23 protein-coding genes are annotated in these 24,571 nt (G+C 73.9%); 16 read left to right on the top strand and 7 right to left on the bottom strand.

Annotated features, from left to right (window positions below; translation table 11 throughout):
• Positions 1–50: 50 nt before the first annotated feature.
• From IG63_RS0114395 to IG63_RS21640, 5 genes are all read right to left on the bottom strand, one after another.
• The gene (locus tag IG63_RS0114395) at positions 51–749 is read right to left on the bottom strand and encodes a succinate dehydrogenase cytochrome b subunit (protein ID WP_030485054.1); all 699 of its coding nucleotides are present in this window, start codon (positions 747–749) and stop codon (positions 51–53) included.
• Between the two features lie 79 nt (positions 750–828).
• On the bottom strand, positions 829–1,551 hold the full coding sequence (locus IG63_RS0114390; RefSeq protein ID WP_245604442.1) for a L,D-transpeptidase family protein: 723 nt from the start codon (positions 1,549–1,551) through the stop codon (positions 829–831).
• Entirely contained in the window at positions 1,548–2,657 is a 1,110-nt protein-coding gene (locus IG63_RS0114385) for a PP2C family protein-serine/threonine phosphatase (protein ID WP_051706856.1), read from the bottom strand. The genes IG63_RS0114390 and IG63_RS0114385 overlap by 4 nt, the downstream gene beginning before the upstream one ends.
• A 95-nt stretch (positions 2,658–2,752) precedes the next feature.
• A complete protein-coding gene (locus tag IG63_RS0114380) occupies positions 2,753–3,709 on the bottom strand; it encodes a glycosyltransferase (protein ID WP_051706854.1) in 957 nt (318 codons plus the stop codon).
• 73 nt (positions 3,710–3,782) lie between these two features.
• The gene (locus IG63_RS21640; protein WP_157210182.1) at positions 3,783–4,382 is read right to left on the bottom strand and encodes a GNAT family N-acetyltransferase; all 600 of its coding nucleotides are present in this window, start codon (positions 4,380–4,382) and stop codon (positions 3,783–3,785) included.
• A 93-nt stretch (positions 4,383–4,475) separates the two neighbouring features.
• On the opposite strand from IG63_RS21640, the gene IG63_RS0114370 reads away from it, so the two are divergent.
• From IG63_RS0114370 to IG63_RS21635, 12 genes are all read left to right on the top strand, one after another.
• Positions 4,476–6,281 (top strand): methylmalonyl-CoA mutase family protein, encoded by a 1,806-nt coding sequence (locus IG63_RS0114370; RefSeq protein ID WP_030485049.1) that lies wholly within the window; start codon positions 4,476–4,478, stop codon positions 6,279–6,281.
• Positions 6,278–8,440 (top strand): methylmalonyl-CoA mutase, encoded by a 2,163-nt coding sequence (scpA, locus tag IG63_RS0114365; protein WP_030485048.1) that lies wholly within the window; start codon positions 6,278–6,280, stop codon positions 8,438–8,440. The genes IG63_RS0114370 and scpA overlap by 4 nt, the downstream gene beginning before the upstream one ends.
• On the top strand, positions 8,427–9,458 hold the full coding sequence (gene meaB / locus IG63_RS0114360) for a methylmalonyl Co-A mutase-associated GTPase MeaB (protein ID WP_030485047.1): 1,032 nt from the start codon (positions 8,427–8,429) through the stop codon (positions 9,456–9,458). The genes scpA and meaB overlap by 14 nt, the downstream gene beginning before the upstream one ends.
• 94 nt (positions 9,459–9,552) lie before the next feature.
• Positions 9,553–10,758, top strand: coding sequence for an amidohydrolase (locus IG63_RS0114355; protein WP_051706852.1), 1,206 nt, complete (start codon positions 9,553–9,555; stop codon positions 10,756–10,758).
• A 104-nt stretch (positions 10,759–10,862) separates the two neighbouring features.
• Complete coding sequence (locus IG63_RS0114350) at positions 10,863–11,987, top strand: BMP family lipoprotein (RefSeq protein ID WP_030485045.1); 1,125 nt, start codon at positions 10,863–10,865, stop codon at positions 11,985–11,987.
• Positions 11,988–12,099: 112 nt separating this feature from the next.
• A complete protein-coding gene (locus IG63_RS0114345; RefSeq protein ID WP_030485044.1) occupies positions 12,100–13,662 on the top strand; it encodes an ABC transporter ATP-binding protein in 1,563 nt (520 codons plus the stop codon).
• A complete protein-coding gene (locus tag IG63_RS0114340; protein ID WP_030485043.1) occupies positions 13,659–14,765 on the top strand; it encodes an ABC transporter permease in 1,107 nt (368 codons plus the stop codon). Before IG63_RS0114345 ends, IG63_RS0114340 begins: the two co-directional genes overlap by 4 nt.
• Positions 14,762–16,045, top strand: coding sequence for an ABC transporter permease (locus IG63_RS0114335; RefSeq protein WP_051706850.1), 1,284 nt, complete (start codon positions 14,762–14,764; stop codon positions 16,043–16,045). The genes IG63_RS0114340 and IG63_RS0114335 overlap by 4 nt, the downstream gene beginning before the upstream one ends.
• Complete coding sequence (locus IG63_RS0114330) at positions 16,042–16,440, top strand: cytidine deaminase (protein ID WP_030485041.1); 399 nt, start codon at positions 16,042–16,044, stop codon at positions 16,438–16,440. The genes IG63_RS0114335 and IG63_RS0114330 overlap by 4 nt, the downstream gene beginning before the upstream one ends.
• A complete protein-coding gene (locus IG63_RS0114325; protein WP_051706849.1) occupies positions 16,412–17,605 on the top strand; it encodes a cytochrome P450 in 1,194 nt (397 codons plus the stop codon). The genes IG63_RS0114330 and IG63_RS0114325 overlap by 29 nt, the downstream gene beginning before the upstream one ends.
• 32 nt (positions 17,606–17,637) lie before the next feature.
• Positions 17,638–17,958 carry an ArsR/SmtB family transcription factor gene (locus IG63_RS0114320; protein WP_030485039.1) on the top strand — a complete coding sequence of 107 codons (321 nt, stop codon included), beginning with the start codon at positions 17,638–17,640 and terminating at the stop codon, positions 17,956–17,958.
• Positions 17,955–18,386, top strand: coding sequence for an SRPBCC family protein (locus IG63_RS21635; protein ID WP_051706847.1), 432 nt, complete (start codon positions 17,955–17,957; stop codon positions 18,384–18,386). The genes IG63_RS0114320 and IG63_RS21635 overlap by 4 nt, the downstream gene beginning before the upstream one ends.
• On the opposite strand, the gene IG63_RS0114310 is transcribed toward IG63_RS21635, so the two are convergent.
• Entirely contained in the window at positions 18,358–19,713 is a 1,356-nt protein-coding gene (locus IG63_RS0114310; protein ID WP_211249330.1) for an MFS transporter, read from the bottom strand. The two genes, IG63_RS21635 and IG63_RS0114310, sit on opposite strands and share 29 nt — an antisense overlap.
• Positions 19,714–19,782: 69 nt before the next feature.
• Between IG63_RS0114310 and IG63_RS0114305 the strand changes: the two genes are divergently transcribed.
• Positions 19,783–21,069 carry a thymidine phosphorylase gene (locus tag IG63_RS0114305; RefSeq protein WP_030485036.1) on the top strand — a complete coding sequence of 429 codons (1,287 nt, stop codon included), beginning with the start codon at positions 19,783–19,785 and terminating at the stop codon, positions 21,067–21,069.
• A gap of 9 nt (positions 21,070–21,078) precedes the next feature.
• Here IG63_RS0114305 and IG63_RS0114300 read toward each other — a convergent pair whose 3' ends face one another.
• Complete coding sequence (locus tag IG63_RS0114300; RefSeq protein WP_030485035.1) at positions 21,079–21,534, bottom strand: MaoC family dehydratase; 456 nt, start codon at positions 21,532–21,534, stop codon at positions 21,079–21,081.
• Positions 21,535–21,568: 34 nt separating this feature from the next.
• On the opposite strand from IG63_RS0114300, the gene IG63_RS0114295 reads away from it, so the two are divergent.
• The 3 genes from IG63_RS0114295 (at position 21,569) to IG63_RS0114285 (ending at position 24,560) form a co-directional block, all read left to right on the top strand.
• Positions 21,569–22,663 carry an adenosine deaminase gene (locus IG63_RS0114295; protein ID WP_030485034.1) on the top strand — a complete coding sequence of 365 codons (1,095 nt, stop codon included), beginning with the start codon at positions 21,569–21,571 and terminating at the stop codon, positions 22,661–22,663.
• A gap of 190 nt (positions 22,664–22,853) precedes the next feature.
• Positions 22,854–23,618: a response regulator transcription factor gene (locus IG63_RS21630; RefSeq protein WP_084597181.1), complete on the top strand. Its 765-nt coding sequence runs from the start codon at positions 22,854–22,856 to the stop codon at positions 23,616–23,618.
• Positions 23,619–23,639: 21 nt separating this feature from the next.
• Entirely contained in the window at positions 23,640–24,560 is a 921-nt protein-coding gene (locus IG63_RS0114285; RefSeq protein ID WP_051706844.1) for an AEC family transporter, read from the top strand.
• The last annotated feature ends 11 nt before the right edge of the window (positions 24,561–24,571 follow it).

The raw sequence follows: 24,571 nt of genomic DNA, 5'->3' as shown, positions 1-24,571 counted from the left end.
CGTTCCTCACAGGGCTGGGTCGTGGCTCACGCGGGTGGAGTGCCCGAGGTCTAGGAGATGACTCCCAGGAGCACCGAGATCGGGACGAGGGAGAAGCCGCCGGCGACGACGACGGCGAGCACCAGCCCGGCGCGCTTCCACAGCACGCGCTGGCGTACGGAGTTGGTCAGGCCTAGGGTCTGACCGGCGCTCCACACCCCGTGGTGGAGGTGCAGGCCCAGCGCGACCATCGCGACCAGGTAGATCAGCGTCAGCCACCAGACCTCGAAGGAGTCGACCATCAGCTGGTAGGGGTTGTTGGTCGGCCCGCCCTGGGGGTTGACCTTGCCCACGGTGAAGTTGAGCAGGTGCCAGACGATGAAGAGCAGCAGCGTCAGGCCGCCCCAGCGCATCCAGTGCGAGGAGACCGACGAGTGCTTGTTCTTCTTCACCACGTACTTCGTGGTGCGGGCCGCCCGCGCGCGGCGCCAGAGCGTCACGGCCGCGTAGACGTGCAGCACCAGCGAGGCCAGCAGCACCACGCGGGCGATCCAGAGGAAGCCGGAGTAGGGCAGCAGCGGCTCGCCCAGCTCGCGCAGGTGCTCGGCGTAGCCGTTGAAGGCAGCCTCGCCCGCGAAGGCCTTGAGGTTGCCGTACATGTGGGCCAGCACGTAGCCCACGAAGATCAGACCGGTGAGGGCCATGGTGATCTTCAAGAAGATGGTCGAGCGCGTCGACCTGCTGTTTTTCGCCAGTGTCGCGGTTGCCACAGCACTCACGTTATCCCGAGGCGCGACGCAGGTCGGTCACCGGGAGTGTGAGATATCTCAGGCGGCGCTCAGCCGCCCCTCAGCCGAGCACACGGATCACGGTGCGGCCGTGTCCCGTGAAGCGCCACACCGAGCGCTCCATCGCGCGGGAGACCCGCAGGCACCCGTGGGAGCGGTCGAGGTCGGTGCCGAGTAGCCACTCGGCGTGGATCGGCTCCCCGTCCTTGGTGCGCCGGGGGATGCCGTGGAAGCCGAAGCCGCAGGGGGCGAAGCGCACGAAGTGGTCGAGCCAGAGCCGTCCCGACAGGTCGCGGTTGCGGACGACGCGCGCCGCCCGGCCGCAGTAGGAGCCGGTGGTGTAGCGCCCCGGACGCAGCTCGCGCTCGTCGTCGATCATCGGCCCCTGCTCGACCACCCGGCCGTTTGCCCGGACCAGCCACAGCCAGTGCTGCGACTGGCTCACCACGATCCGGCGACCCTTGCCGGAGCGCTCGGGCAGGGGCCGGACGTCGCACCGCAGGAGCCGCTCGGCGGAGCGGTGCAGCCGCATCCGGGTGGGCCGGTCGAGCCGGCCGGTCTGGCGCAGCGCGTGGCGAGACTGGAAGCGCGTCACCGCGGCCCGGAGCTTGGTGTCGCGCTGTCCGTCGGCCGATCCGGCCTGGCAGCGCAGCGAGTTGAGCACGCGCTGCGAGTCCGCCACCGTGCTGCGCGCCGCCTCCGCCGGGCCGGCCAGCAGCGTCGTCGCCAGGGCCATGGTCAGGGCGAGGACCACGGCGACCAGCACCGGGCGAGCCCGCGTCACGCGCTCGCCTCGCGGTGGAGCACGAGCACCGCTCGGTCGTCGTCGCCCCGGCGCACCTCGGCGAGCAGCCGCCGCGCGGCGCCGTCGAAGCCGTCGGCCACGGCGGCCCGGGCGCGTCCCTGCAGCCAGTCGAGCGCGATGTCGAGGTCGTGGGAGCGGAAGTCGAGCACGCCGTCGGTGTAGAACATCAGCGCCTCGCCCGGGGCGAGCGTGCCGCTGGAGCCCTGGAGCCGCGGGTCCTCCACGATGCCGAGTGCGGTGCCCGACGCGCCCTCGGGTCGCCACTCCCCGGCGACGGCGTGGTAGCGCAGCGCCGGGGGGTGACCGGCGCTGAGCAGCTGGTAGTCGCCCGACCCGAGGTCGACCGACACGTGCACGGCGGTCGCGAAGCTCGCGTCCTGGTGCAGGCGCAGCAGGAAGTCGTTGGCGCTCTCGAGCAGGCGGCGTGGGGGGAGCGCGCCGATGAGGCCGCCGAGCGCGCCGCCGAACTGCAGCGCCTGCGAGGCGGCTCCGACGCCCTTGCCGCAGACGTCGACGAGGATCATCTCCAGCCGGTGCGCGTCGCGGTCGAGCCGCGTCACGAGGAAGTCGCCGCCGTAGCCGACGCCGCTCGCCGCGAGCATCGCCGACTGCGAGGTCCACCCCTCGGGCAGCGGGGGCACCCGGCCGCTGGCCTGCAGCCGTCGGCGCAGGTCGGTGAGCATCGCCTCGCTCATCGGACCGGGCAGCCCGCTCTGCTGCCGGCTGGCGGTGAAGAGGATCAGCAGGATCCCGATGCCGAGGGCGACGAGCGCGCTGATGCGAGCACCGTTGAGCTCGACCTCGAGGAGCATGCCCGAGACCGCCAGGGTCGCGGTGACCACGACCAGGACGACGAGCGGCCAGAAGCGCAGCAGGATCATGCCGAGCATCAGCCACACGAAGTACGCCGTCAGCGGCATCAGGTTGTAGTCGTAGAGCGAGACCCCGAAGCTGACGCTCACCCCGACGAGCAGCAGGGCCAGGGTCAGCGCCTGGCTCTCCTTGCTGCCGGTGCGCCAGGTGGCGACCGGGTCGGTCAGGTAGCGGCGGACCCGCGTGGATAGCGCCGTGGTGCTGCCGGCCATCGGCGTGTTCCCCCGTCGTCGTCGACTCGGGAAGGATACGCACGCGGGGTGGCCCGGCGCAGGCCGAAGTCCACAGTCGGACCGGACCGGGACGGCTACTGCGGCAGCCGCGCCTCGGAGGAGCGCAGCGACGGCCGGAGCGCCGCGGGGTAGTGCTCGTCGAGCAGCTCGGCGACGGCGGCGTCCCAGTCGCGGTCCGCCACCGACTCGCGCGCTCGGGAGGTGAGCGTCCACAGCAGGTCGGGGCTGGCGGCCGCGCGGGCGACGGCGCGGGCGAGCGCGGTGCCCCCGCGGTCGGTGCTGACGAGCAGGCCGTTGTGCTCGTGGCGGACCACCTCCCGCGCCGTGCCGTTGTCGAAGGCCACGACCGGCACCCCGCTGGCGAGCGCCTCGAGCACGACGGGGGAGTAGACCTCGCGCCGGCGCGGCTGCACCAGCAGGTCGAGCGTCGCCAGGCACCGCGCCCGCTCCACGCCCGTCACGTGGGGGATGACCTTGGCCCCGCTGGCCCGCAGCGTGGCGGCACCGGGGCCGTCGCCGAGGGCGAGCAGCCGGACGCCGGGCAGCTTGGCCACCGCGCTCAGCCGCGCGACGACCTTGCGCCGCTCGAGCGGGCCGACGTACCCCGCGACGAGCAGGCCACCGTCGGGAGCGTGGGCGCGCGCCCAGCGGTCGTGCAGGTCGTCCTCGCGCATGCCGGGGTGGTGGTGCGACAGGTCGACGCCGGGACCCCAGACGCGGGGGTGGAGCACCAGCGTGGGGCAGCCGACCTGCTCGGCCGCCTCCGCGACCTTCAGGCCGAGCCGGTGGGGGTCGACGAGGTGGCACAGGTCGGACCGGGAGAGCCGCAGCGCCTCGCGCACGGCGGAGACCGGTGTCATCCGGCTGGCCCAGAAGACCCGGGCGCCGTGGAAGGTCGACGGACCGCGCCCCATGGTGAAGAGGGCGACGTCGTGGCCGGCGTCGGCGAGCCTGACCGCGATCTCTCGGGTCACCCGGGCGCTCGGCTCGTCCTCGGGGACGAACTGCTCGGTGACGAGGGCGATGCGCATGGCTCCAGCGTGGGCGGGGCCGGTGACCGGGGGGTGACGAGGGCGCAAGACCTGGGTGAACGGCGTTGGTCCCTCAGGCCGGTGGGCCGAGCACGTCGTGGACGGGGAGCCCGTGGAGGCAGACGTCGTGGCGGCGCGGGTCGCCGGACTCCCCGCGCAGCGGCAGGAAGCCGCGCCGCACGCCCTCCCGCGGCATCCCGGCTGCCAGCGCGGTGCGGCAGGACGCCGGGTTCTCCACGCTGTGGTCGAGCTGGACGCGCTGCTGCCGCGGCCCCCCGGGGTCGACCAGCAGCCAGCGCACGAGCGCCCGCAGCGACCGGACGGCGACGCCTCGTCCGCGGGCGTCGGGGTGCACCGAGTAGCCCACGTCGGCGATGCGCAGCAGGGCGGGCACGTCGTGGCGCCAGGCGACCGAGGCCAGGAAGCGGTCGGGGTCCGCGGCGTCGGCGACGGTCAGGTCGCCCGGCTCGAGACGCTCGTACGCCGCCCGCGACCGCGCGACGCGCTCGTCGAGGTCCGCCTCCTCCTCCGGCACGGGGACGCCGACGGGCACGCCGTAGGCGAGCTGCAGCGGGTCGTGGGCCAGCTCGAGCATCCGGACCCGGTCGCCGGGGGCGGGGGGACGCAGCAGCAGCCCCTCGTGGTGGTTCCCCACGTGCTGCGGTGCCGTCACGTCCGCAGCCTAGGCCGGGTGCCGACGCCGACGAGGGTGACGGGAATTTCACACTCGCTGGTCGTCACCCCGCCCCGTCCCTAGGGTGCGCACATGAGCAGTGACGCCCGTCTCATGCTGAGCGAGGGCTTCGCCCACACCCGGGACGACTGGGAGGCCGCGGCCGCGGCCGTGCTGCGCAAGGCGCGTCGCCTCGGCGAGGACGACCCCGACTCCGGCGTCTGGGCCGCGCTCACCCGGCGCACCCTCGACGGCCTCGACGTGCCACCGCTCGGCAGCGCCGAGCTCGTCGCCGACCTGCCCGCCCCCGTGCGGCCCCCGGCCCGGGACGCGGGGTGGGACGTGCGCGCCTGGCTCGCGGACCCGGACCCGGCGGCGGCCGCGCGCGCCGCGCTGACCGACCTGGAGAACGGCGCCCACTCGCTGCTCGTGCAGGTGGGCCCCGGTGGGCTCGCCCCCGCCGACCTCGCCGCCGCGCTCGACGGCGTGCTGCTCGACGTGGCGCCGGTCGTGCTCGACGCCCCCCACGACCCCCTGGGCGCCGCCCGCGCCCTGACCGATGTGGCCCGCGGTGCCGACGGCGTGCCCGCCGCCGGCACCAACCTGGGCGTCGACCCCTTCGCGGCGGCGGCACGGTCGCTGCGTCACGAGCAGGAGGCCACGGCCGACGGCGACGACCCGGCCGAGGTCGTCGTGACGGCGTACCACCTGGCGCGGGAGGCCGGCTGCCGGGCGCTGGTCGTCGACGGCACCGCGCTGCACGACGCCGGCGCCTCCGACGTGCAGGAGGTCGGCTACGCCCTGGCCGTCGCGGCCCACCACCTGCGGGCGCTGGAGGCCGCGGGCGTGGCGGTCGACGACGCGGCGGCCACCATCGAGTTCCGGCTCGCCGCCACCGACGAGCAGCTGCCCACGGTGGCCAAGCTGCGCGCGGTGCGCCGGCTGTGGGCGCGGATGCTGGAGCTCAGCGGCGCCTCGGCCGACCGGCGGCAGATGGTGCTGCACGCCGTGACCTCGCGACCGATGATGACCAGGTACGACCCCTGGGTGAACATGCTGCGCACCTGCGTGGCGGCCTTCGTCGCCGGCGTGGGTGGCGCCGACGCCGTCACCGTGCTGCCCTTCGACTCCCGGCTGGGGCTGCCCGACGCCTTCGGACGCCGCATCGCCCGCAACACCTCCACGCTGCTGGTCGAGGAGAGCCACGTCGCCCGCGTCGCCGACCCCGCCGGCGGTGCCTTCGCCGTCGAGCGGCTCACCGACGACCTCGCCCACGCGGCGTGGCGGGGGCTGGGCACGATCGAGACGTCCGGCGGCGTCGCCGCGGCGCTGGCCGACGGCTCGCTCGCCGGCCGGGTCGGCGAGGTCGTCGAGCAGCGCGACCGGCTGGTGGCCACGCGCCGCCGGGCCGTCACCGGCACCTCGGAGTTCCCCAACCTGGCGGAGACGCTGCCCGAGCGGGCGCCGTACGCCGAGGGGGCGCACCCGGTGCGGCCGTGGGCCGAGCCCTTCGAGCGGCTGCGCGACGACCCCGCGACGACGCCGGTCTTCCTCGCCACCATGGGCAGCCTGGCGCGGCACACCGCGAGGGCGACCTTCGCGGCCAACCTGCTCGCCGCCGGAGGCGTCGCGGTGACGGGCCGGGGCGTGCACGACGACGTCGAGGCGGTGCTGGAGGCCTACCGCGGCCCCGACGGCGGGCAGCCCGTGGTCTGCCTGGCCGGTCACGACGACGACTACGCCGCCTGGGGCGCCGACCTCGTCGCGGCACTGCGCGAGGCGGGTGCCGCGTGGGTGGTCGTCGCGGGGCGTCCGGGCGACCTGGGCGTCGACGACAGCGCGGCGGTGGGGGTGGACGCCGTGGCGTTCCTGACGACGGTGAGGGAGAGGCTCCGATGAGCGTTCCGGAGAGCTTCGCCGGGCTGGACCTCGCGGGCGAGGTGGCTGCGCACGAGGCCGTCGAGCGCGAGGCCTGGGAGTCGCCCGAGGGCATCGACGTGCTGCCGGTCTACGGCCCCGAGCACCTCGAGGGACTCGACGGGCTCGACACGTGGCCCGGCCTGGCGCCGTACCTGCGGGGGCCCTACCCGACGATGTACACCACCCAGCCGTGGACGATCCGGCAGTACGCCGGCTTCAGCACCGCCGAGGAGTCCAACGCCTTCTACCGGCGCAACCTCGCGGCGGGACAGAAGGGCCTCTCGGTCGCCTTCGACCTCGCGACCCACCGCGGCTACGACTCCGACCACCCGCGCGTCAAGGGCGACGTCGGCATGGCCGGGGTGGCGATCGACTCGATCTACGACGCGCGCCAGCTCTTCGACGGGATCCCGCTCGACGAGATGTCGGTGTCGATGACGATGAACGGCGCGGTGCTGCCGGTGATGGCGCTCTACGTCGTCGCGGCCGAGGAGCAGGGGGTGAAGCCGGCGCAGCTCACGGGGACGATCCAGAACGACATCCTCAAGGAGTTCATGGTCCGCAACACCTACATCTACCCGCCGAAGCCGAGCATGCGGATCATCAGCGACATCTTCGGCTACACCAGCCGCGAGATGCCGCGCTTCAACTCCATCTCGATCTCCGGCTACCACATCCAGGAGGCCGGCGCGACGGCCGACCTGGAGCTCGCCTACACGCTGGCCGACGGCGTGGAGTACCTGCGGGCCGGGCTCGACGCCGGGCTCTCGGTCGACACCTTCGCGCCGCGGCTCTCCTTCTTCTGGGCGGTCGGCATGAACTTCTTCATGGAGGTCGCCAAGATGCGCGCGGCCCGGGCGCTGTGGGCGCGCCTGGTCGGGCAGTTCGAGCCGCAGAACCCCAAGTCGCTCTCGCTGCGCACGCACTGCCAGACCTCGGGCTGGTCGCTGACCGCGCAGGACGTCTTCAACAACGTGCAGCGCACCTGCATCGAGGCGATGGCCGCCACCCAGGGCCACACGCAGTCGCTGCACACCAACGCCCTCGACGAGGCGATCGCGCTGCCGACCGACTTCTCCGCGCGGATCGCCCGCAACACGCAGCTGCTGCTGCAGCAGGAGTCGGGGACCACCCAGACCATCGACCCGTGGGCGGGCAGCTGGTACGTCGAGCGGCTCACCCACGACCTCGCCGAGCGCGCCTGGGCGCACATCACCGAGGCCGAGGAGGCCGGCGGCATGGCGGCCGCCATCGAGCAGGGGCTGCCCAAGATGCGCATCGAGGAGGCCGCCGCCCGCACCCAGGCCCGGCTCGACTCCGGCGTGCAGACCCTGGTCGGCGTCAACACCCACCGGCTCGCCGACGAGGACCCCCTGGAGACGCTGCGCGTCGACAACGCCTCGGTCTACCGTCAGCAGCTCGCCAAGCTCGAGCGGCTGCGCGAGGAGCGCGACGCCGAGGAGGTCACGCAGCGGCTCGACGCGCTCACGCGCGCTGCGGAGGGCCCGGCGGACTCCAGCGGCAACCTGCTCGAGCTCGCGATCGACGCGGCCCGCGCCAAGGCGACGGTCGGCGAGATCTCCGACGCCCTGGAGAAGCCCTGGGGCCGTCACCGGGCCACCATCCGTACGATCTCGGGCGTGTACAGGCGCGAGTCGGGCGACAACGACGCCATGGCGCGCGTCGTCGCCGCGACCGACCGCTTCGCCGAGCACGAGGGCCGCCGCCCGCGCATCCTGGTCGCCAAGATGGGTCAGGACGGCCACGACCGCGGCCAGAAGGTCATCGTGACCGCCTTCGCCGACATGGGCTTCGACGTCGACGTCGGGCCGCTCTTCGCCACGCCGGAGGAGGTCGCCCAGCAGGCGGTCGACGCCGACGTGCACCTCGTGGGCGTCAACTCGCTGGCGGCCGGACACCTCACGCTGGTGCCCGAGCTCAAGCAGGCGCTCGTCGACCAGGGCGCGCCCGAGGTGATGATCGTGGTGGGCGGCGTGATCCCGCCCGACGACGTGCCGGTGCTCCTGGAGATGGGCGCCGCGGCCGTCTTCCCGCCCGGCACCGTCATCGCGGAGGCCGCCCTCGACCTGCTGGAGCGGCTGGCGCGGCAGCTGGACCACCCGAGTGCCGCCTCCTGACGTCGAGGCCCTCGTCGCGGGGGTGCGCGAGGGGCGGCGTGCGGCGGTGTCGCGCGCGATCACCCTGGTGGAGTCGTCGCGCGCCGACCACCGGGAGGCCGCCCGCGAGCTGATGACCGAGCTGGCGGGGTCGACGCCGCCGACGTCGGTGCGCGTCGGCATCTCCGGCGTGCCGGGCGTCGGCAAGTCGACCCTCATCGAGACCCTCGGCGGGCAGCTCACCGGCGCCGGCCACCGGGTCGGGGTGCTCGCGGTCGACCCGTCATCGGTGCGCACCGGCGGCTCGGTGCTCGGCGACAAGACCCGCATGGGCACGCTCGCGGGCGACCCGGCGGCGTACATCCGGCCCTCGCCGACCGCGGGCACGCTCGGTGGCGTCGCCCGCGCCACGGCCCAGGCGATGGTGGTGCTGGAGGCCGCGGGCTACGACGTGGTGCTGGTCGAGACCGTGGGCGTGGGCCAGTCGGAGGTCACGGTGGCCGGCATGGTCGACACCTTCCTCTTCCTGACGCTGGCGCGCACCGGCGACCAGCTGCAGGGCATCAAGAAGGGCATCCTCGAGATCGCCGACGTGATCGCCGTCAACAAGGCCGACCCCTCGACAGGCTCCGGACAGGCGCCCGACCGCGCTCAGGAGGCGGCCTCGGCGGCCAAGGAGCTCGCGGGGGCGCTGCGCCTGGTGCACGGTCGCGGCGCGGCGTGGGTGCCGCCGGTGCTCACCTGCTCGGGCCTCCACGGCACCGGCGTCGAGGAGGTCTGGCAGCGCGTGCTCGCCCACCGGGCCTCGATGGGGGAGCAGGGCGTCGCCGCCAAGCGGGCCGACCAGCAGCTCGACTTCACCTGGGCGCTGGTGCGCGACGAGCTCGACCAGCGGCTGGTCCGCTCGCCCGGCGTGCGCGCCGTGCGCGACGACGTCCGCCGCGCCCTGCTGGCCGGCGAGACCACCGCACCCCTCGCCGCCGACCGGCTGATCGCGGCGTACGACGCGGACCGCGGTCCGCGGCCCGAGGACCCCTGACCGGGGACCCTCCACGCGTCCGGTGCGCCATGCCTGTCCCGGCGTCGCGGACGGGGGAAGGGGCCGGGGTGCGGCGACGCGTAGCCTTGATCGGGTGACCAGTCCCCGTGACCCCGAAGCCGTGGCGCTGGTCCGGGCGATCGTCGCCGAGGTCGTGGGCCTCGAGGACCTGCTGGTCGACGTCCGTCGCGACCTCCACGCGCACCCCGAGCTCTCGTGGGCCGAGGAGCGCACCGCCGCCGTGCTGTCCAAGCACCTCGAGCACGCCGGCCTCGACCCGCGCCCGCTGCCGCGCGGCGGGCTCGTGGTCGACGTCGGCCGTGGCGACGGCGCCGTGGTGGCGCTGCGCGCCGACCTCGACGCGCTCCCGGTCGAGGACCGCACCGGCGACCCGTGGGCCAGCACCGTGCCGGGCGTGGCCCACGCCTGCGGCCACGACGTGCACGCCTCGAGCCTGCTCGGCGCCGGCCTGGCGCTCGCGGCGCACGCGGAGCGGCTCGCCGGCACGGTGCGGCTGGTCTTCCAGCCCGCCGAGGAGGTCATGCCGGGCGGCGCGCTGATGGCGATCGACGCCGGCGTGCTCGACGGCGTCAGCCGGATCTTCGGCCTGCACGTCGACCCCACGCTCGACGTCGGCACCGTGGGGCTGCGGGAGGGTCCGCTCACCGGCGCGGCCGACCACCTCGACGTCGTGCTCACCGGCAAGGGCGGGCACACCTCGCGCCCGCACCTCACCGAGGACCTCACCTTCGCCCTCGGCAAGCTGCTCACCGAGCTGCCCGCCGTGCTCAGCCGCCGGCTCGACCCCCGCGCCGGGGTCAGCGTCGTGTGGGGCATGGTGCGCGCCGGCTCCGCGGTCAACGTCATCCCGGCCACCGGCCGCGCCGGCGGCACCGTCCGCATGCTCGACGCCGTCGCGTGGGCCGAGGCCGAGTCGCTCGTCAGCCAGACCATCGCCCAGATCGTCGAGCCCTACGGCGTGGAGCCGACCATCCGCTACGTGCGCGGCGTCCCCCCGGTGGTCAACGAGCACCGCTCGACACTGCTGCTCCACCACGCCGTCGAGACGGTGCTGGGCGAGGAGGGCGTGGCGGCGACCACGCAGAGCCTCGGGGGCGAGGACTTCGCCTGGTACTGCGACACCGTGCCGGGCGCCATGGCGCGGCTCGGCACCCGCTCGCCGGGCGGCCCCACCTACGACCTGCACCAGGGCGACCTGCGGGTCGACGAGGGCGCGATCTCGGTCGGCGCCCGGGTGCTCGTGGCGGCCGCGGCGTCCGCCTTGGTCACCGACCGATAACACTTGTCGGCTGGCCTGGTCCGGCGGTAGGCCGCGCCGTGGGCGAGCCTTAGGGTGCACTCGACACGTGCCGGTCAGAGGCACACCAAGATCGAGGAGGCGTCTTGCGGCGGTTCAGCAAGATCGCGGCACTCGCAGCGGCAGGGACGCTCGTCCTGGCCGGGTGCGGTGGCGGAAGCGGCGGCAGTGGCGGCAGCGGCGGCAGCGGTGGCGACTCGGGGGACTCGCAGTCCGCCGAGGACGTGTGCCAGTCCCAGGCCGACGGAGATGGTCCCTCGATCGGCGTCGCCTACGACGTCGGTGGTCGCGGTGACCGCTCCTTCAACGACTCGGCCTACGAGGGCCTCAAGCGCGCCGTCGAGGAGCTCGGTGCCACCTGCATCGAGGCCGTGGCCGGCCAGGACGAGAACGACAACGTCCGCGCCGAGCGGCTGCGCACCCTCGCCGAGGGCGACTACGACCTCGTGATCGCGGTCGGCTTCCTCTACTCGCCCGCGGCCGCCGAGGTGGCCCCGGAGTACGCCGAGACCAAGTTCGCCGTCATCGACGGCTTCTCGCAGTTCCTCGTCGAGGAGCCGCTGGACAACCTGGCCGACCTCACCTTCGCCGAGGAGCAGGGCTCCTACCTGGTCGGCATGGCCGCCGCGCTGAAGACCGAGAGCGACCACATCGGCTACGTCGGCGGCGTCACCAGCCCGCTGATCAAGAAGTTCGAGGCGGGCTACGAGGCCGGCGCCAGGTCGGTCACCCCCGACATCCAGATCGACGTCGCCTACCTCACCGAGGACCAGGACGACTCCGAGACGGCCTTCGCCAACCCGCCCGGTGGCCGCAACGCCGCCGCCCCGATGTACGAGGACGGCGCCGACGTGGTCTACCACGCCGCGGGCAGCTCCGGCTCGGGCGTCTTCGAGGCCGCAGCCGCGGCCGGCGACAACATGTGGGCGATCGGCGTCGACTCCGACCAGTACCTCACCGCGCCGGAGGACCAGCAGCCGCACATCCTCACCTCGATGCTCAAGCGCATCGACACCGCGGTCTTCGAGGTGACCGAGTCGGTCGCCGACGACAGCTTCGAGAGCGGGGGCGTCGTCTACGACATCTCCGTCGACGGCGTCGGCTACTCCACCTCCGGTGGCTTCGTCGACGACATCGAGGACCAGCTCGAGGAGGCCAAGCAGCAGATCGCGGACGGCGAGATCGAGGTCCCGACCGAGCCGCAGGGCTGATCTCTCCACGCCCTACCTGACACACTCCCGGGGTCCGCGTCGATCATCGACGCGGACCCCGTGGGTTGGGGGCCGAGCGGTCCCCGGCGTACCGACCTCGAGGAGGCCCCCTGTGTCGAGCCAGGTCGACACCACCCCCGCCGCCGCTGCGGGCACCCCGGCGATCGAGCTGCGGGGCATCGGCAAGCGCTTCCCCGGCGTCATCGCCAACCACGACGTCGACATGACGATCCGTGCGGGCAGCATCCACGCCGTCGTCGGTGAGAACGGCGCCGGCAAGTCGACGCTGATGAAGATCCTCTACGGCGTGCAGCCGCCCGACGACGGCACCATCGCGGTCAACGGCGAGACGGTCACGCTCTCGACCACGGGCGACGCGATCGCCCGCGGCATCGGGATGGTCTTCCAGCACTTCATGCTGGCCGACAACCTCAGCGTGCTCGAGAACGTCGTGCTGGGCGCCGAGCGGCTGCACGGCATCGGTGACGCGGCCCGCGAGCGGATCCAGGAGATCTCGCGCCAGTACGGCTTCGACCTCGACCCCGACGAGCTCGTCGAGACGCTCGGCGTCGGCGAGCGGCAGCGCGTGGAGATCCTCAAGGTCCTCTACCGCGGCGCGAGCATCATCATCCTCGACGAGCCGACCGCGGTGCTGGTGCCGCAGGAGGTCGACGCGCTCTTCACCAACCTGCGGCTGCTCAAGGCCGAGGGCCACACCCTGATCTTCATCTCCCACAAGCTCGACGAGGTCCGGGCGATCGCCGACGAGATCACCGTCGTCCGCCGCGGCACCACCGTCGCCTCGGTGCGGCCCGACGAGGTCACCTCGCGCCAGCTCGCCGAGCTGATGGTCGGCAGCGAGCTCCCCTCGCCGAGCACCGAGGAGTCCACCGTCACCGACCGGGTGCTGCTCTCGGTGCGCGACCTGGAAGTCCTCGACGCGGCCGGGCGTCCCGAGCTGAGCGGCATCAGCCTCGACATCCACGCCGGCGAGGTCCTCGGCATCGCGGGCGTCGAGGGCAACGGCCAGACCGAGCTGGTCGAGGCGATCATCGGCATGCGCCGGCTCTCCCGGGGCAGCGTGCGCCTCGGCGACGAGGACGTCACCTCCTGGTCGACGAAGCGTCGCCGCGAGTCCGGGATCGGCTACATCCCCGAGGACCGGCACCGCCACGGCCTGCTGCTCGACTCCCCGCTGTGGGAGAACCGGATCCTCGGCCACCAGACCCGGCCGCCGTCGGTCAGGGGCGGCTGGCTCAGCCTCCGCGGCGCCCGGCGCGACTCCACCCGCATCGTGGAGCAGTACGACGTGCGCACGCCCGGCATCGACACCACCGCCCGCGCGCTCTCAGGTGGCAACCAGCAGAAGTTCATCGTCGGCCGCGAGATGAGCGGCGACCCGCGGCTGCTGATCGCCTCGCACCCCACCCGCGGCGTCGACGTCGGCGCGCAGGCGCAGATCTGGCGCCACATCAAGGACGCGCGCCGCGAGGGCCTCGCGGTGCTGCTGGTCTCCGCCGACCTCGACGAGCTGATCGGGCTCTCCGACACCATCTCGGTGCTGCTGCGCGGTCGCCTCGTGGGCCGCTTCGACCCGCGTGCGGTGACCCCGCAGGACCTCGGCTCGGCGATGACCGGCGCCGACGACCCGACCGACGAGGAGGCGCCCGCATGAGCGTCGTACGCCGCGGCGCCCTCGCGCTGGCGAGCCCGGTGCTCGCGCTGCTGCTCGCGGGCCTGATCATCACCGTGGTGCTCGCCGTGATCGGCGACGACATCGCGGGCTTCTGGTCCGTCATGTCGAGCGTGCCCGAGCCGCGCAACGCGGTCGCCATGCTCAACCAGGCCTCCGTGCTCTACCTCTCGGGCGTCGCCGCGGCCATCGGCTTCCGGATGAACCTCTTCAACATCGGCGTCGAGGGCCAGTACCGCCTCGCCGCCTTCGCCGCGGGCGCGGTCGCGGGCGCCGCGTGGCTGCCGGGCTACCTCAACTCGCTCCTCGCCGTGGTCGTCGCCATGGCCGTCGGTGCCGCGTGGGCCGGCCTCGCCGGCGCGCTGCGGGCCTACCGCGGGGTCAGCGAGGTGATCTCGACGATCATGCTCAACTCGATCGCGGGCTTCCTGATCAGCTACCTGATCGTCAAGGTCGGGCGCACCACGGGCAACGCCACCGGCACCGACCCGATGCCCGAGGGCAGCCGGATCGGCACCATCGCGATCTTCCCCGACAGCCCGACCGAGCTCTATGGCCTCTCGCTGCTGGCGATCGTGGTCGGCGTGCTCTTCTGGCTGGTGCTCAACCGCACCCGCTTCGGCTTCGAGCTGCGGGCGACCGGCGCCTCCGACTCGGCCGCGGTGGCGAGCGGCGTCGACAGCAGGCGCATGATCGTGACGACGATGCTGCTCTCCGGCGCCGTGGCCGGGCTGGTCGGACTGCCGGTGATCTTCTCCAGCGCCTACAACTACGGCTCGTCTTTCCAGGCGGGCCTGGGGTTCGCCGGCATCGCGGTCGCGCTGCTGGGCCGCAACCACCCCGTCGGCATCGCCTTCGCGGCGCTGCTCTTCGCCTACCTCTCCCAGCAGGCCAACCTGCTCAACATCCTGGCGGGCATCAGCCCCGACATCGTCGCCGTCGCCCAGGGCGTCGTGGTGATGTCGGTGGTGATCGTCTACGAGGTCGTGCGCCGCTACCGGGTGCGTGCCGAGCAGACGCAGGTGGCCAGCACCCTCTCCGCGGAGTCCCGAGCCGCGGCCCCGACGGAAGGAGCCGCGTCGTGAGCGCCCCCACCCCTGCCGCCGGCACCGCGGCCGGCGCCACGCCTGGCACCTCGGGCGCCCCCGAGCGGCAGCGCGGCCGCGGCCGCTGGCGCCTGGTCGGCCTGATCGCCGCCTTCTTCGTGCTGCTGTGCGTCGTGCGCGTGGTCACCGGTGCCGACCAGCTGACCACCGCGGGCACCCTGGGGGTCACGCTCGTGGCCGCGATGCCGATCGCGATGGCCGGCCTGGGCGGGCTCTGGAGCGAGCGCGCGGGCGTGGTCAACATCGGCCTCGAGGGCATGATGATCATGGGCACCCTCGGCGCGGGCTTCTTCGGCTACAACTACGGCCTCGTCGCGGGTGTGCTCGGGGCGATCCTGCTCGGCGCCCTGGGCGGCGTGGTGCACGCCGTCGCGACGGTCGTCTTCGGCGTCGACCACATCGTCTCCGGTGTGGCGATCAACCTGATCGCCGCGGGCCTGGCGGGCTTCATGGCGGCCGTCTGGTTCACCGGCACCCCCGGTGGCGGGCCGCGGCAGTCGCCGCCGCTGCCGACGCCGCCCACCATCACCGTGCCCGGCGTCTCCGACCTCGCCGCGACCGTCAGCGAGACCGGCTGGTTCCTCGTCAGCGACCTCGCCAACGTCGTCCGCATGCTCACCACGCAGCTCTCCAGCCTGGTGCTGGTCTGCCTGCTGCTGCTCGTGCTCAGCTGGTGGGTGCTGTGGCACACCACCTTCGGTCTCCGGCTCCGCTCCTGCGGTGAGGCCCCGGTCGCGGCCGAGACGCTCGGCGTCAACGTCTACCGCTACAAGTTCCTCGCGGTAACGATCTCGGGCGGCTTCGCGGGCCTCGGCGGCGCGCTGCTCGCGATGGTGTCGTCGTCGATCTTCCAGACCGGCCAGACGGGCGGGCAGGGCTACATCGGCCTGGCCGCGATGATCTTCGGCAACTGGAACCCCGCCGGGCTGCTGGGCGGCTCGCTCCTCTTCGGCTACACCGGCGCGCTGCAGTTCCGCGACGGCGAGGTCACGGTGCACGCACTGCTGCTCTTCGTGGTCGCGCTGCTGGCCCTGGTCGCGGTGTGGCAGCTGCGCCGCGGCGAGCGCCGAAAGGCCGTCGGCTCGGCGGTCTTCGCGGTCGCCTTCCTGGCGTGGTACCTGCTCACCGAGGTGGTCCCCTCCGAGTTCACCGAGATGGCGCCGTACGTCACCACCCTGCTGGTGCTGGCCTTCGCGTCCCAGCGGCTGCGGATGCCCGCGGCCGACGGGCAGATCTACCGCAAGGGCAGCGCCGGGTGAGCGCCACGGACGAGGTCGACTGGGAGCAGCTGCGGACCCGTGCGGTCGAGGCCGCGACTCACGCCTACGCGCCCTACTCCGACTACCAGGTCGGCGCCGCCGCGCTCGTCGACGACGGCCGCGTCGTCACCGGCTGCAACGTCGAGAACGCGTCGTACGGCCTGGGGCTGTGCGCTGAGTGCGGCCTGGTCTCCGCGCTGCAGCTCGGCGGCGGCGGACGGCTGACGCACTTCGTGTGCGTCAACAAGCTGCAGGAGGTGATCATGCCGTGCGGACGCTGCCGACAGCTGCTGTGGGAGTTCGGCGGTCCCGACCTGCTGCTCTGGACCGTCTCCGGCGTACGCCGCATGGACGAGGTGCTGCCCGATGCCTTCGGCCCAGACGACCTCGCCTGACCCGGCGCCGACCTCGCGGCTCGACCTGGGGTCGGCTGCGCTGGTCCGCGACCCCTACCCGGCGCTGGCTGACGAGCGGGACCGGCTCGGGGTGGCGTGGCACGAGCCCAGCGGCACCTGGCTGGCGCTGAGCCACGCCGCCGCGGGGGCGGTGCTGCGGGAGCGGCGGCTCGGGCGCCTCTGGCGCGACCGCGAGCCGACCGCCGCGCTCGAGCCCTTCAACCTGCTGCACCGCCACCAGATGATGGAGCAGGAGCCGCCGGAGCACACCCGGCTGCGCCGCGCGGTCGCCGGTGCCTTCAACCGCGGCCACGTCGAGCGGCTGCGGCCGCGGGTGCGCGAGGTCGCGGCCGGACTGCTCGACGAGGTGGGCGCGTCCGACGGGTCGTCGTTCGACCTGCTCGCCGACTACGCCGAGCCGCTGCCCGTGCTCGTCATCGCCGAGCTGGTCGGTCTCGAGGCGGCCTCGGTGCCCGACCTGCGGCGCTGGAGCCAGGCCATCGTGCGGATGTACGAGCCCTCGCCGTCGCCCGAGGTCGAGGCCGAGGCGGTGCGGGCCTCGACCGACTTCGCCGCGCTGGTGCGCGAGCACGTCGAGCGCCGCCGACGCGACCCCGGTGACGACCTCACCTCCGACCTGCTCGCCGCCGGGCTGACCGAGCTCGAGCTGGTCGCGACGGTGGTGCTGCTGCTCAACGCCGGCCACGAGGCCTCCGTCAACGTCTTCGGCAACGGCGCGGTGGGGCTGCTGCGCTCGGGGCGCTCGCTGGGGGAGGTCGCCGACCACGGCCCGCTCGTGGAGGAGATGCTGCGCTTCGACTCCGCGCTGCAGCTCTTCGAGCGCACCGCCAAGGAGGACGTCGAGGTGGCCGGCGTACGGTTGGCCGCCGGCGACAGGATCGCCGCGCTGCTGGGGTCGGCCAACCGCGACCCGGCCGTCTTCGACCGGCCCGACGACTTCGTGCCCGACCGCGACCCCAACCCGCACCTGGCCTTCGGGGCCGGCGTGCACTTCTGCCTCGGGGCGCCGCTGGCGCGCATGGAGCTGGTGGAGTCGCTCGGCGTGCTCGCCGGCCGGATGCCCGGTCCCGCCCTGGCGGGGGAGCCGGTCTCGCGCGGCACCTTCGTGCTGCGCGGGTACGCCGCCGTGCCCGTGCACGGTTGACACATTTCGTCGGTCATGCAACTGTTCGTCAGGTGACGAATGATCCTGTCGGCAGCGTCTTCGCGGCCCTGAGCTCCCCGGTGCGGCGGCAGGTGCTGGCCGAGCTGGGGGAGGGCCCGGCCACCGTCGGCGAGCTCGCCGCACCGCTCGCGGTGGGGCTGCCCACGCTGAGCCGGCACCTCGACGTGCTCGAGGGCGCCGGCCTGGTGACCCGCACCCGGTCCGGGCGGACGACGCGGTGCGAGGTCGTGCCCGGTGCGCTCGACGAGGCGCAGGAGTGGCTGCTGCGGCAGCGACTCTTCTGGACCGGCGGCCTCGACCGCCTCACCACCCACCTGGAGGAGCAGCCGTGAGCGACGACCCGACCCGCCTGGAGCTGACCCGCGTCGTGGCCGCGGAGCGGACGCGCGTGTGGCGCGCCTGGACCCAGGAGTGGGCGCAGTGGATGTGGCCGGAGCGCTTCGGCACCGTGGTCGAGCTGGACGCCCGGGCGGGGGCGGCCTACCGGATCTCCTCGGAGAGCGTCGGCATGGCGGTCTCCGGGGAGGTCGTGGAGGCCGAGGCGCCGCACCGCCTCGTGCTGACCTGGCGCTGGGACGGCGAGACCGAGGAGACGCTGGTGACCGTGGTGCTGCGGGAGGTGCCGGGCGGGACCGAGATCGTGCTGCGCCACGAGCGGCACGCCGAGGCCTCGCAGCGCGACAGCCACGCCGAGGGCTGGGCGCACTGCCTCGACCGGCTCGGTGCGCACCTCAGCGCGCAGAGTGCGTCCGCGGGCTGAGCACCCAGCCCAGGCACGCCAGCCCGACCAGCACCACCACGAGCGCGCTGAGGGCCGTGGGGGTGACGAGCAGCGCCAGCAGGATGCCGCCCAGGGCGACGAAGCAGGCCTGCGAGAGCTGGTCCGACAGCTGGGTCGAGGAGGAGTTGAAGCCGACGTCCTCGGGCGGCGACTCCTGGAGGAGCAGGTAGGAGAGCGAGGAGAAGCCCAGCCCCATGCCGAGCCCCGCCAGCGTCATCGCCGGCAGCGCCGCCCAGGGCACGCCCCACGCCGGGACCACGAGCAGCAGCCCGGCGAGACCGGCCGCCAGCAGCGCGAAGGCGACCCGCAGCAGCACGCTGCGCGACAGCTCCGGGCGGCGGCCCTGCCACGCCGAGGCGGCCGACCAGGCGAGCGAGCCGGCGACCAGCGGCATCCCCGCCGCCGTGAGCGACCAGCCGTGGGTGTCGGTGAGGGAGAGCGGCAGGTAGGCCACCGCGGTGAAGAAGGCCCCCGACATCAGCCAGCGCCCGGCCACCACCGCGGCGATGCCCGGCCGGGCCCGCGGGGTGCCGGGCGGGAGCAGGCGGCGCACGAAGACCACCAGCGCGGCAGCCCCGGCCACCGCGACGACGAGGCGTACGCCGCGCGGGTCCTCGCCCGCCCAGGTCAGGGCCGAGATGCCGCCGGCCGAGGCCAGCGCGGCGGGCACCAGGCCCGGACGTCGTGGCGCGGGGCTCGCGGGCGGCTGCTGGCGCGCGGCCATCGGGGCGACCAGGGCGGCGGCGAGCACCACCAGCGGCAGCAGGCCGAGGAAGACCCAGTGCCACGACCAGCGGTCGGTGACCAGCCCGGCCACCGGGGGCCCGACGAGCGAGGGCAGCACCCAGGCGGCCGAGAGCAGCGCGAAGACGGCCGGACGGGCGGGGGAGGGATAGACGCGCGCGATCAGCACGTAGACCGAGACCCCCAGCGCCCCGGCGCCCAGACCCTGGAGCACCCGGCCGCCCAGCAGCAGCGTCATCTTCGGTGCGGTGCCCGCGACGACGAGCCCGAGGCCGAAGACCAGGGGTCCGAGCACGAGCGGCACCCGCGGTCCGGCCCGGTCGCAGCAGCGGCCGGCGACCACGGTGCCCACGACCATCGCGGCGATGAAGGCCACGAAGGGCCAGGCGTAGGTCTCGACCGAGCCCAGGTCGGCGACGAGCGCGGGCATGGCCGTCCCGACGCCCATCGCCTCGAAGGCGACCAGGCTGATCAGCAGCACGATGCCGACCGTCACCGCACGTCGCTGCGGCCCCCAGAGCTCCTCGCCCACCGTGGGGGGCGCCCCCGTACCAGCCGTCACCTGGTCACTCTCGCACCTGCCGGGTCACGTAGCGTCGGGCCGTCACCGACGACGACCGGGAGGAAGCAGATGGCCGCGCACGACGCCGTGGAGGTCATCGTCGCCAAGCGCGACGGCCAGGAGCTGACGGCGAGCCAGATCGACTGGGTGGTCGACGCCTACACCCGTGGCGAGGTGGCCGACGAGCAGATGTCGGCGCTGGCGATGGCGATCCTGCTCAACGGCATGGGCCGCGAGGAGACCTCCCGCTGGACCGCCGCCATGATCGCGAGCGGCGAGCGGATGGACTTCTCCACGCTGTCGCGCCCGACCGCCGACAAGCACTCGACCGGCGGGGTGGGCGACAAGATCACGCTGCCGCTCGCACCCCTGGTCGCCGCCTGCGGGGTCGCGGTGCCGCAGCTCTCCGGCCGCGGTCTCGGCCACACCGGGGGCACGCTGGACAAGCTCGAGGCCATCCCCGGCTGGCGCGCGTCGCTCTCCAACGAGGAGATGCTGCGTCAGCTCGACGACGTCGGCGCTGTGGTCTGCGCGGCCGGGTCCGGCCTGGCCCCGGCTGACAAGAAGCTCTACGCCCTGCGCGACGTGACCGGCACCGTCGAGGCGATCCCGCTGATCGCCAGCTCGATCATGAGCAAGAAGATCGCCGAGGGCACCGGAGCGCTGGTGCTCGACGTGAAGGTCGGCACGGGCGCCTTCATGAAGTCCTACGACGACGCCCACGAGCTCGCCGAGACCATGGTGGCGCTGGGCACCGACGCCGGGGTGCGCACGGTGGCGCTGCTCACCCAGATGTCGACGCCGCTCGGGCTCACGGCCGGCAACGGGCTGGAGGTGCGCGAGTCGGTCGAGGTGCTGGCCGGGGGCGGTCCCGACGACGTCGTGGAGCTCACGCTGGCCCTGGCCCGCGAGATGCTCGCCGGCGCGGGTCGCGGCGACGTCGACCCCGCCGACGCCCTGGCCGACGGACGCGCGATGGACGTGTGGCGGCGCATGGTCGCCGCGCAGGACGGCGACCCCGACGCACCGCTGCCGACCGCCCGTGAGACCCACGTGGTCGCGGCGCCGCGCGACGGCGTCCTGACGCGCCTCGACGCCATGGCCGTCGGCCTGGCGGCCTGGCGGCTCGGCGCCGGACGCGCCACGCAGGGCGCGAGCGTGCAGGCCGCCGCCGGCGTGGAGTGGCACGCACGCCCCGGCGACGCCGTCCGGGAGGGGGAGGCGCTGCTCACCCTGCACACCGACGAGCCCGACCGCTTCGCCCGCGCCCTGGAGTCGCTCGACGGCGGCTTCGACGTCGAGGCCGAGGCGTCGTACGACGTGCCCGAGACGATCCTGGGCCGCGTCGCCCCCTGAGCGGGCCGCTCAGCCCTCGAGGAGCAGGACGACGGTCTCGGCGACGCAGGCGGGCTTGTCGCCGCCCTCGATCTCGATGACGTGCTGCAGCGTCAGCTGCCGCCCGGCGGCGACGGTGACCGAGTCGCCCATCGTGACCCGCGTGCGGATGCGCGAGCCCACGGGGACCGGGGCGGGGAAGCGCACCTTGTTGACGCCGTAGTTGAGCTTGGCGCCGGGGGTCTCGAGGCTGAAGACCTGGGAGCCGAGCCACGGCAGCAGCGAGAGCGTGAGGTAGCCGTGGGCGATGGTGCCGCCGAAGGGGCTCTGCGCGGCGCGCTCGCGGTCGACGTGGATCCACTGGTGGTCACCGGTGACGTCGGCGAAGGCGTCGACCCGGTCCTGGTCGATGGTGACCCACTCACCGACGCCGATCTCCTCGCCCGCCGCGGCCTCGATCTCCTCGAAGCTCCCGAACACCCGCATCTGCTCTCCTGACCGTGCCTGCTTGGATGACGACATGGCCGAACCTATCCCGCCCTCCCCGGAGACGGTGGCGGCTGCCCCGAAGGTGCTGCTGCACGACCACCTCGACGGGGGAGTACGCCCGGAGACGGTGCTCGAGCTGGCCGACGAGGTGGGTCACGACCTCCCCGCGCACGACGCCGCGTCGCTGGCCCGCTGGTTCGTCGAGTCCGCCGACAGCGGGTCGCTGCCGCGCTACCTGGAGACCTTCGACCACACCGTCGCGGTGATGCAGCGCGCCGACCACCTGACGCGGGTGGCGCGCGAGTGCGTCGAGGACCTCGCCGCCGACGGCGTGGTGTACGCCGAGGTGCGCTACGCCCCGGAGCAGCACCTCGCCGCCGGTCTCACCCTCGAGGAGGTGGTGCGGGCGGTGCAGGACGGCCTCGACGAGGGCACCGCGGCCGCCGCGAGCGCCGGGCGGACCGTCGTGGTGCGGCAGCTGCTGACGGCGATGCGCCACGCGGCCCGCTCGCGCGAGATCGCCGAGCTGGTCGTGTCGCACCGCGACGACGGCGTGGTGGGCTTCGACATCGCGGGCGCCGAGGCGGGCAACCCGCCGACCCGCCACCTCGACGCCTTCGAGTACCTCAAGCGCGAGAGCGCCCACTTCACCATCCACGCCGGCGAGGCCTTCGGGCTGCCGTCGATCTGGGAGGCGCTGCAGTGGTGCGGGGCCGACCGCCTCGGCCACGGCGTCCGCATCGTCGACGACGTCGAGGTCGCCGACGACGGTGGTGTGCGGCTGGGACGGCTGGCGGCGTACGTGCGCGACAAGCGGGTGCCGCTCGAGCTGTGCCCCCACTCCAACGTGCAGACCGGAGCCGCCGCCTCCATCGCCGAGCACCCGATCGGCCTGCTCGCGCGGCTGCGCTTCCGCGTCACCGTCAACACCGACAACCGGCTGATGAGCGGCACCTCGATGACCCGCGAGATGCAGGCGCTCGTCGACGCCTTCGGGTGGTCGCTGGAGGACCTGCGCTGGGTGACGGTCAACGCGATGAAGTCGGCCTTCGCGCCCTTCGACGAGCGGCTCGCGCTCATCGAGGACGTCGTCAAGCCCGGGTACGCCGCCCTCGGCGCCCACTGACCGCGATCCTCCTCGTCCCTGAGCCGCCGTGTGCGTGGCGGGTGCACGACATGTCCCGTCGCGAGATGGTCAGCCGGCGCCGTCGTCGGCCAGAGTAGGCGCGGTACGACGCGCCGGGACGGCCCCGCGGGGGGTGGGCCGTCTCGCCGTCGCACGGAGCTCCTGCGTGTCGACGGCACGATCTGGGAACATGCCCGGCATGGATGTGAGCGATCTCGGGAGCAGCCTGCTGGGGGAGACCCCCGCCATGGCCCGGCTCCGCACGCGCACCCTCGAGCTGGTGGGGCGGACGATCGGTCCGCTGGCCGAGAGCGGCGAGAGCGTGCCCCTGGTCGGACTGGCGGCGCGCAACACCGAGCTGCGGCGCCTCGCCCCCCACGTGCGCCGCCAGGTGCTGGTGCTGCAGACCGACTACGCCTACGACCCGGAGGACCCCGGCCTCGACCTCAGCCGACGGCTCGGCATGCGCGGGGTCGCGGTGCAGCTGCTGACGCGACCGACCACGCCACGCACCCACCCGCTGCTGTCGTCGATCTACCCCAACACGCTGCTCGGCCCGGTCTTCGTGCGCGCCATGGTCATCGACGACCACACCGCGATGATCTCGGGGCCCGACGACGCCTTCGGCAACCGGGTCGTCTGGTGCACCCACGACCGCGCGGTGGTCGCCGAGATGCTCGAGATCTGGGACGAGACGCTGCCCCTCGCGCGGCCGCTGCTCGAGCCGGGGGAGGAGCCCCCGCTCACCGAGCGGCAGCTGGCCGTGGCGCGGCTGCTGTGCATCGGCGAGAAGGACAAGGCCATCGCCCGGTTGCTCGACCTCTCCCCGCGCACGGTGGAGCGCGAGGTCAGCACGCTGCTGCGCGTGCTCGGCGTCGGCAGCCGCACCGAGGCGGTGCTGGAGATGCGCGGCCGCGGCGTCAACAGCGGGGGCACCGACGACCTGCCCCGCTAGCGCGCCCGGCAGGCTGGTGCCGTGGCACTGCTGAACGGGTTCGTCTCGATCGGGCTCGTGATCGGGCTGGGGGCGCTGCTGGCGCACCTGCGGCTGGTGGGGGAGACCACGCAGCGAGAGCTGCTCAACGTCGCCTTCTTCGTGGCCAGCCCGGCGCTGCTGATGACCACCATCGCCGACGCCGACCTCGGGGCCACGCTCGTCGACGGGCTGGTCGTCGCGGCCGTGACCTACGCCGTCACGGCCGGCGCCTACATGGCCTGGGCCCGGTGGCGCCGGCGCAGCGAGCTCGGCGACCTGGTGGTGGGTGGCATGGCGGCGGCGTACGTCAACGCGGGCAACCTCGGCCTCCCGGTCGCGGGCTACGTGCTGGGTGACCCGGTGGCGATCGCGCCGCTCCTGCTGGTGCAGATGCTGCTGGCGCAGCCGCTCTCGATGCTGGTGCTCGACGCGCGGGTGCCCGGGCGGTCGCTGGGGTTGCGGGCCGCGCTCTCGCGGCCCTTCCGCAACCCGCTCACCGTCGGCGCGCTCCTCGGCGTGCTGCTGGCGGCCACGGGCTGGCGGCTGCCGACGATGCTGCAGGAGCCCGTCGAGCTGGTCGGCGCGCTGGCGATCCCCGGCATGCTGATCGCCTACGGCATCTCGCTGCGCCTCGGGCCCGGCCTGGCCGGGGTCGGCAGCCGCGTCGAGCTGAGCGTGACGACGCTGTGCAAGCTGGTGCTGATGCCGTGCACGGCGTACGCCGTGGGGCACTGGGTGCTCGGCATGGACGGCGCCGCGCTGCTGGCCGTGGTGGTCTGCGCGAGCCTGCCCACGGCGCAGAACATCTTCCTGCACGCGAGTCGCTACGGCCGCATGGAGGTGATCGTGCGCGACACGATCCTCATCACCACGGTGCTCTCGGTGCCGACCCTGGTGGTCGTGGTGCTGCTGCTGGGCTGAGCCGTGCGAGC

The sequence above is a fragment of the Nocardioides aequoreus genome (assembly GCF_000720335.1).
In the GTDB taxonomy this organism is placed as follows: domain Bacteria; phylum Actinomycetota; class Actinomycetes; order Propionibacteriales; family Nocardioidaceae; genus Marmoricola; species Marmoricola aequoreus.
Note: the sequence above shows the minus strand (reverse complement) of the source record. Positions and strands in the feature narration are given on the sequence as shown.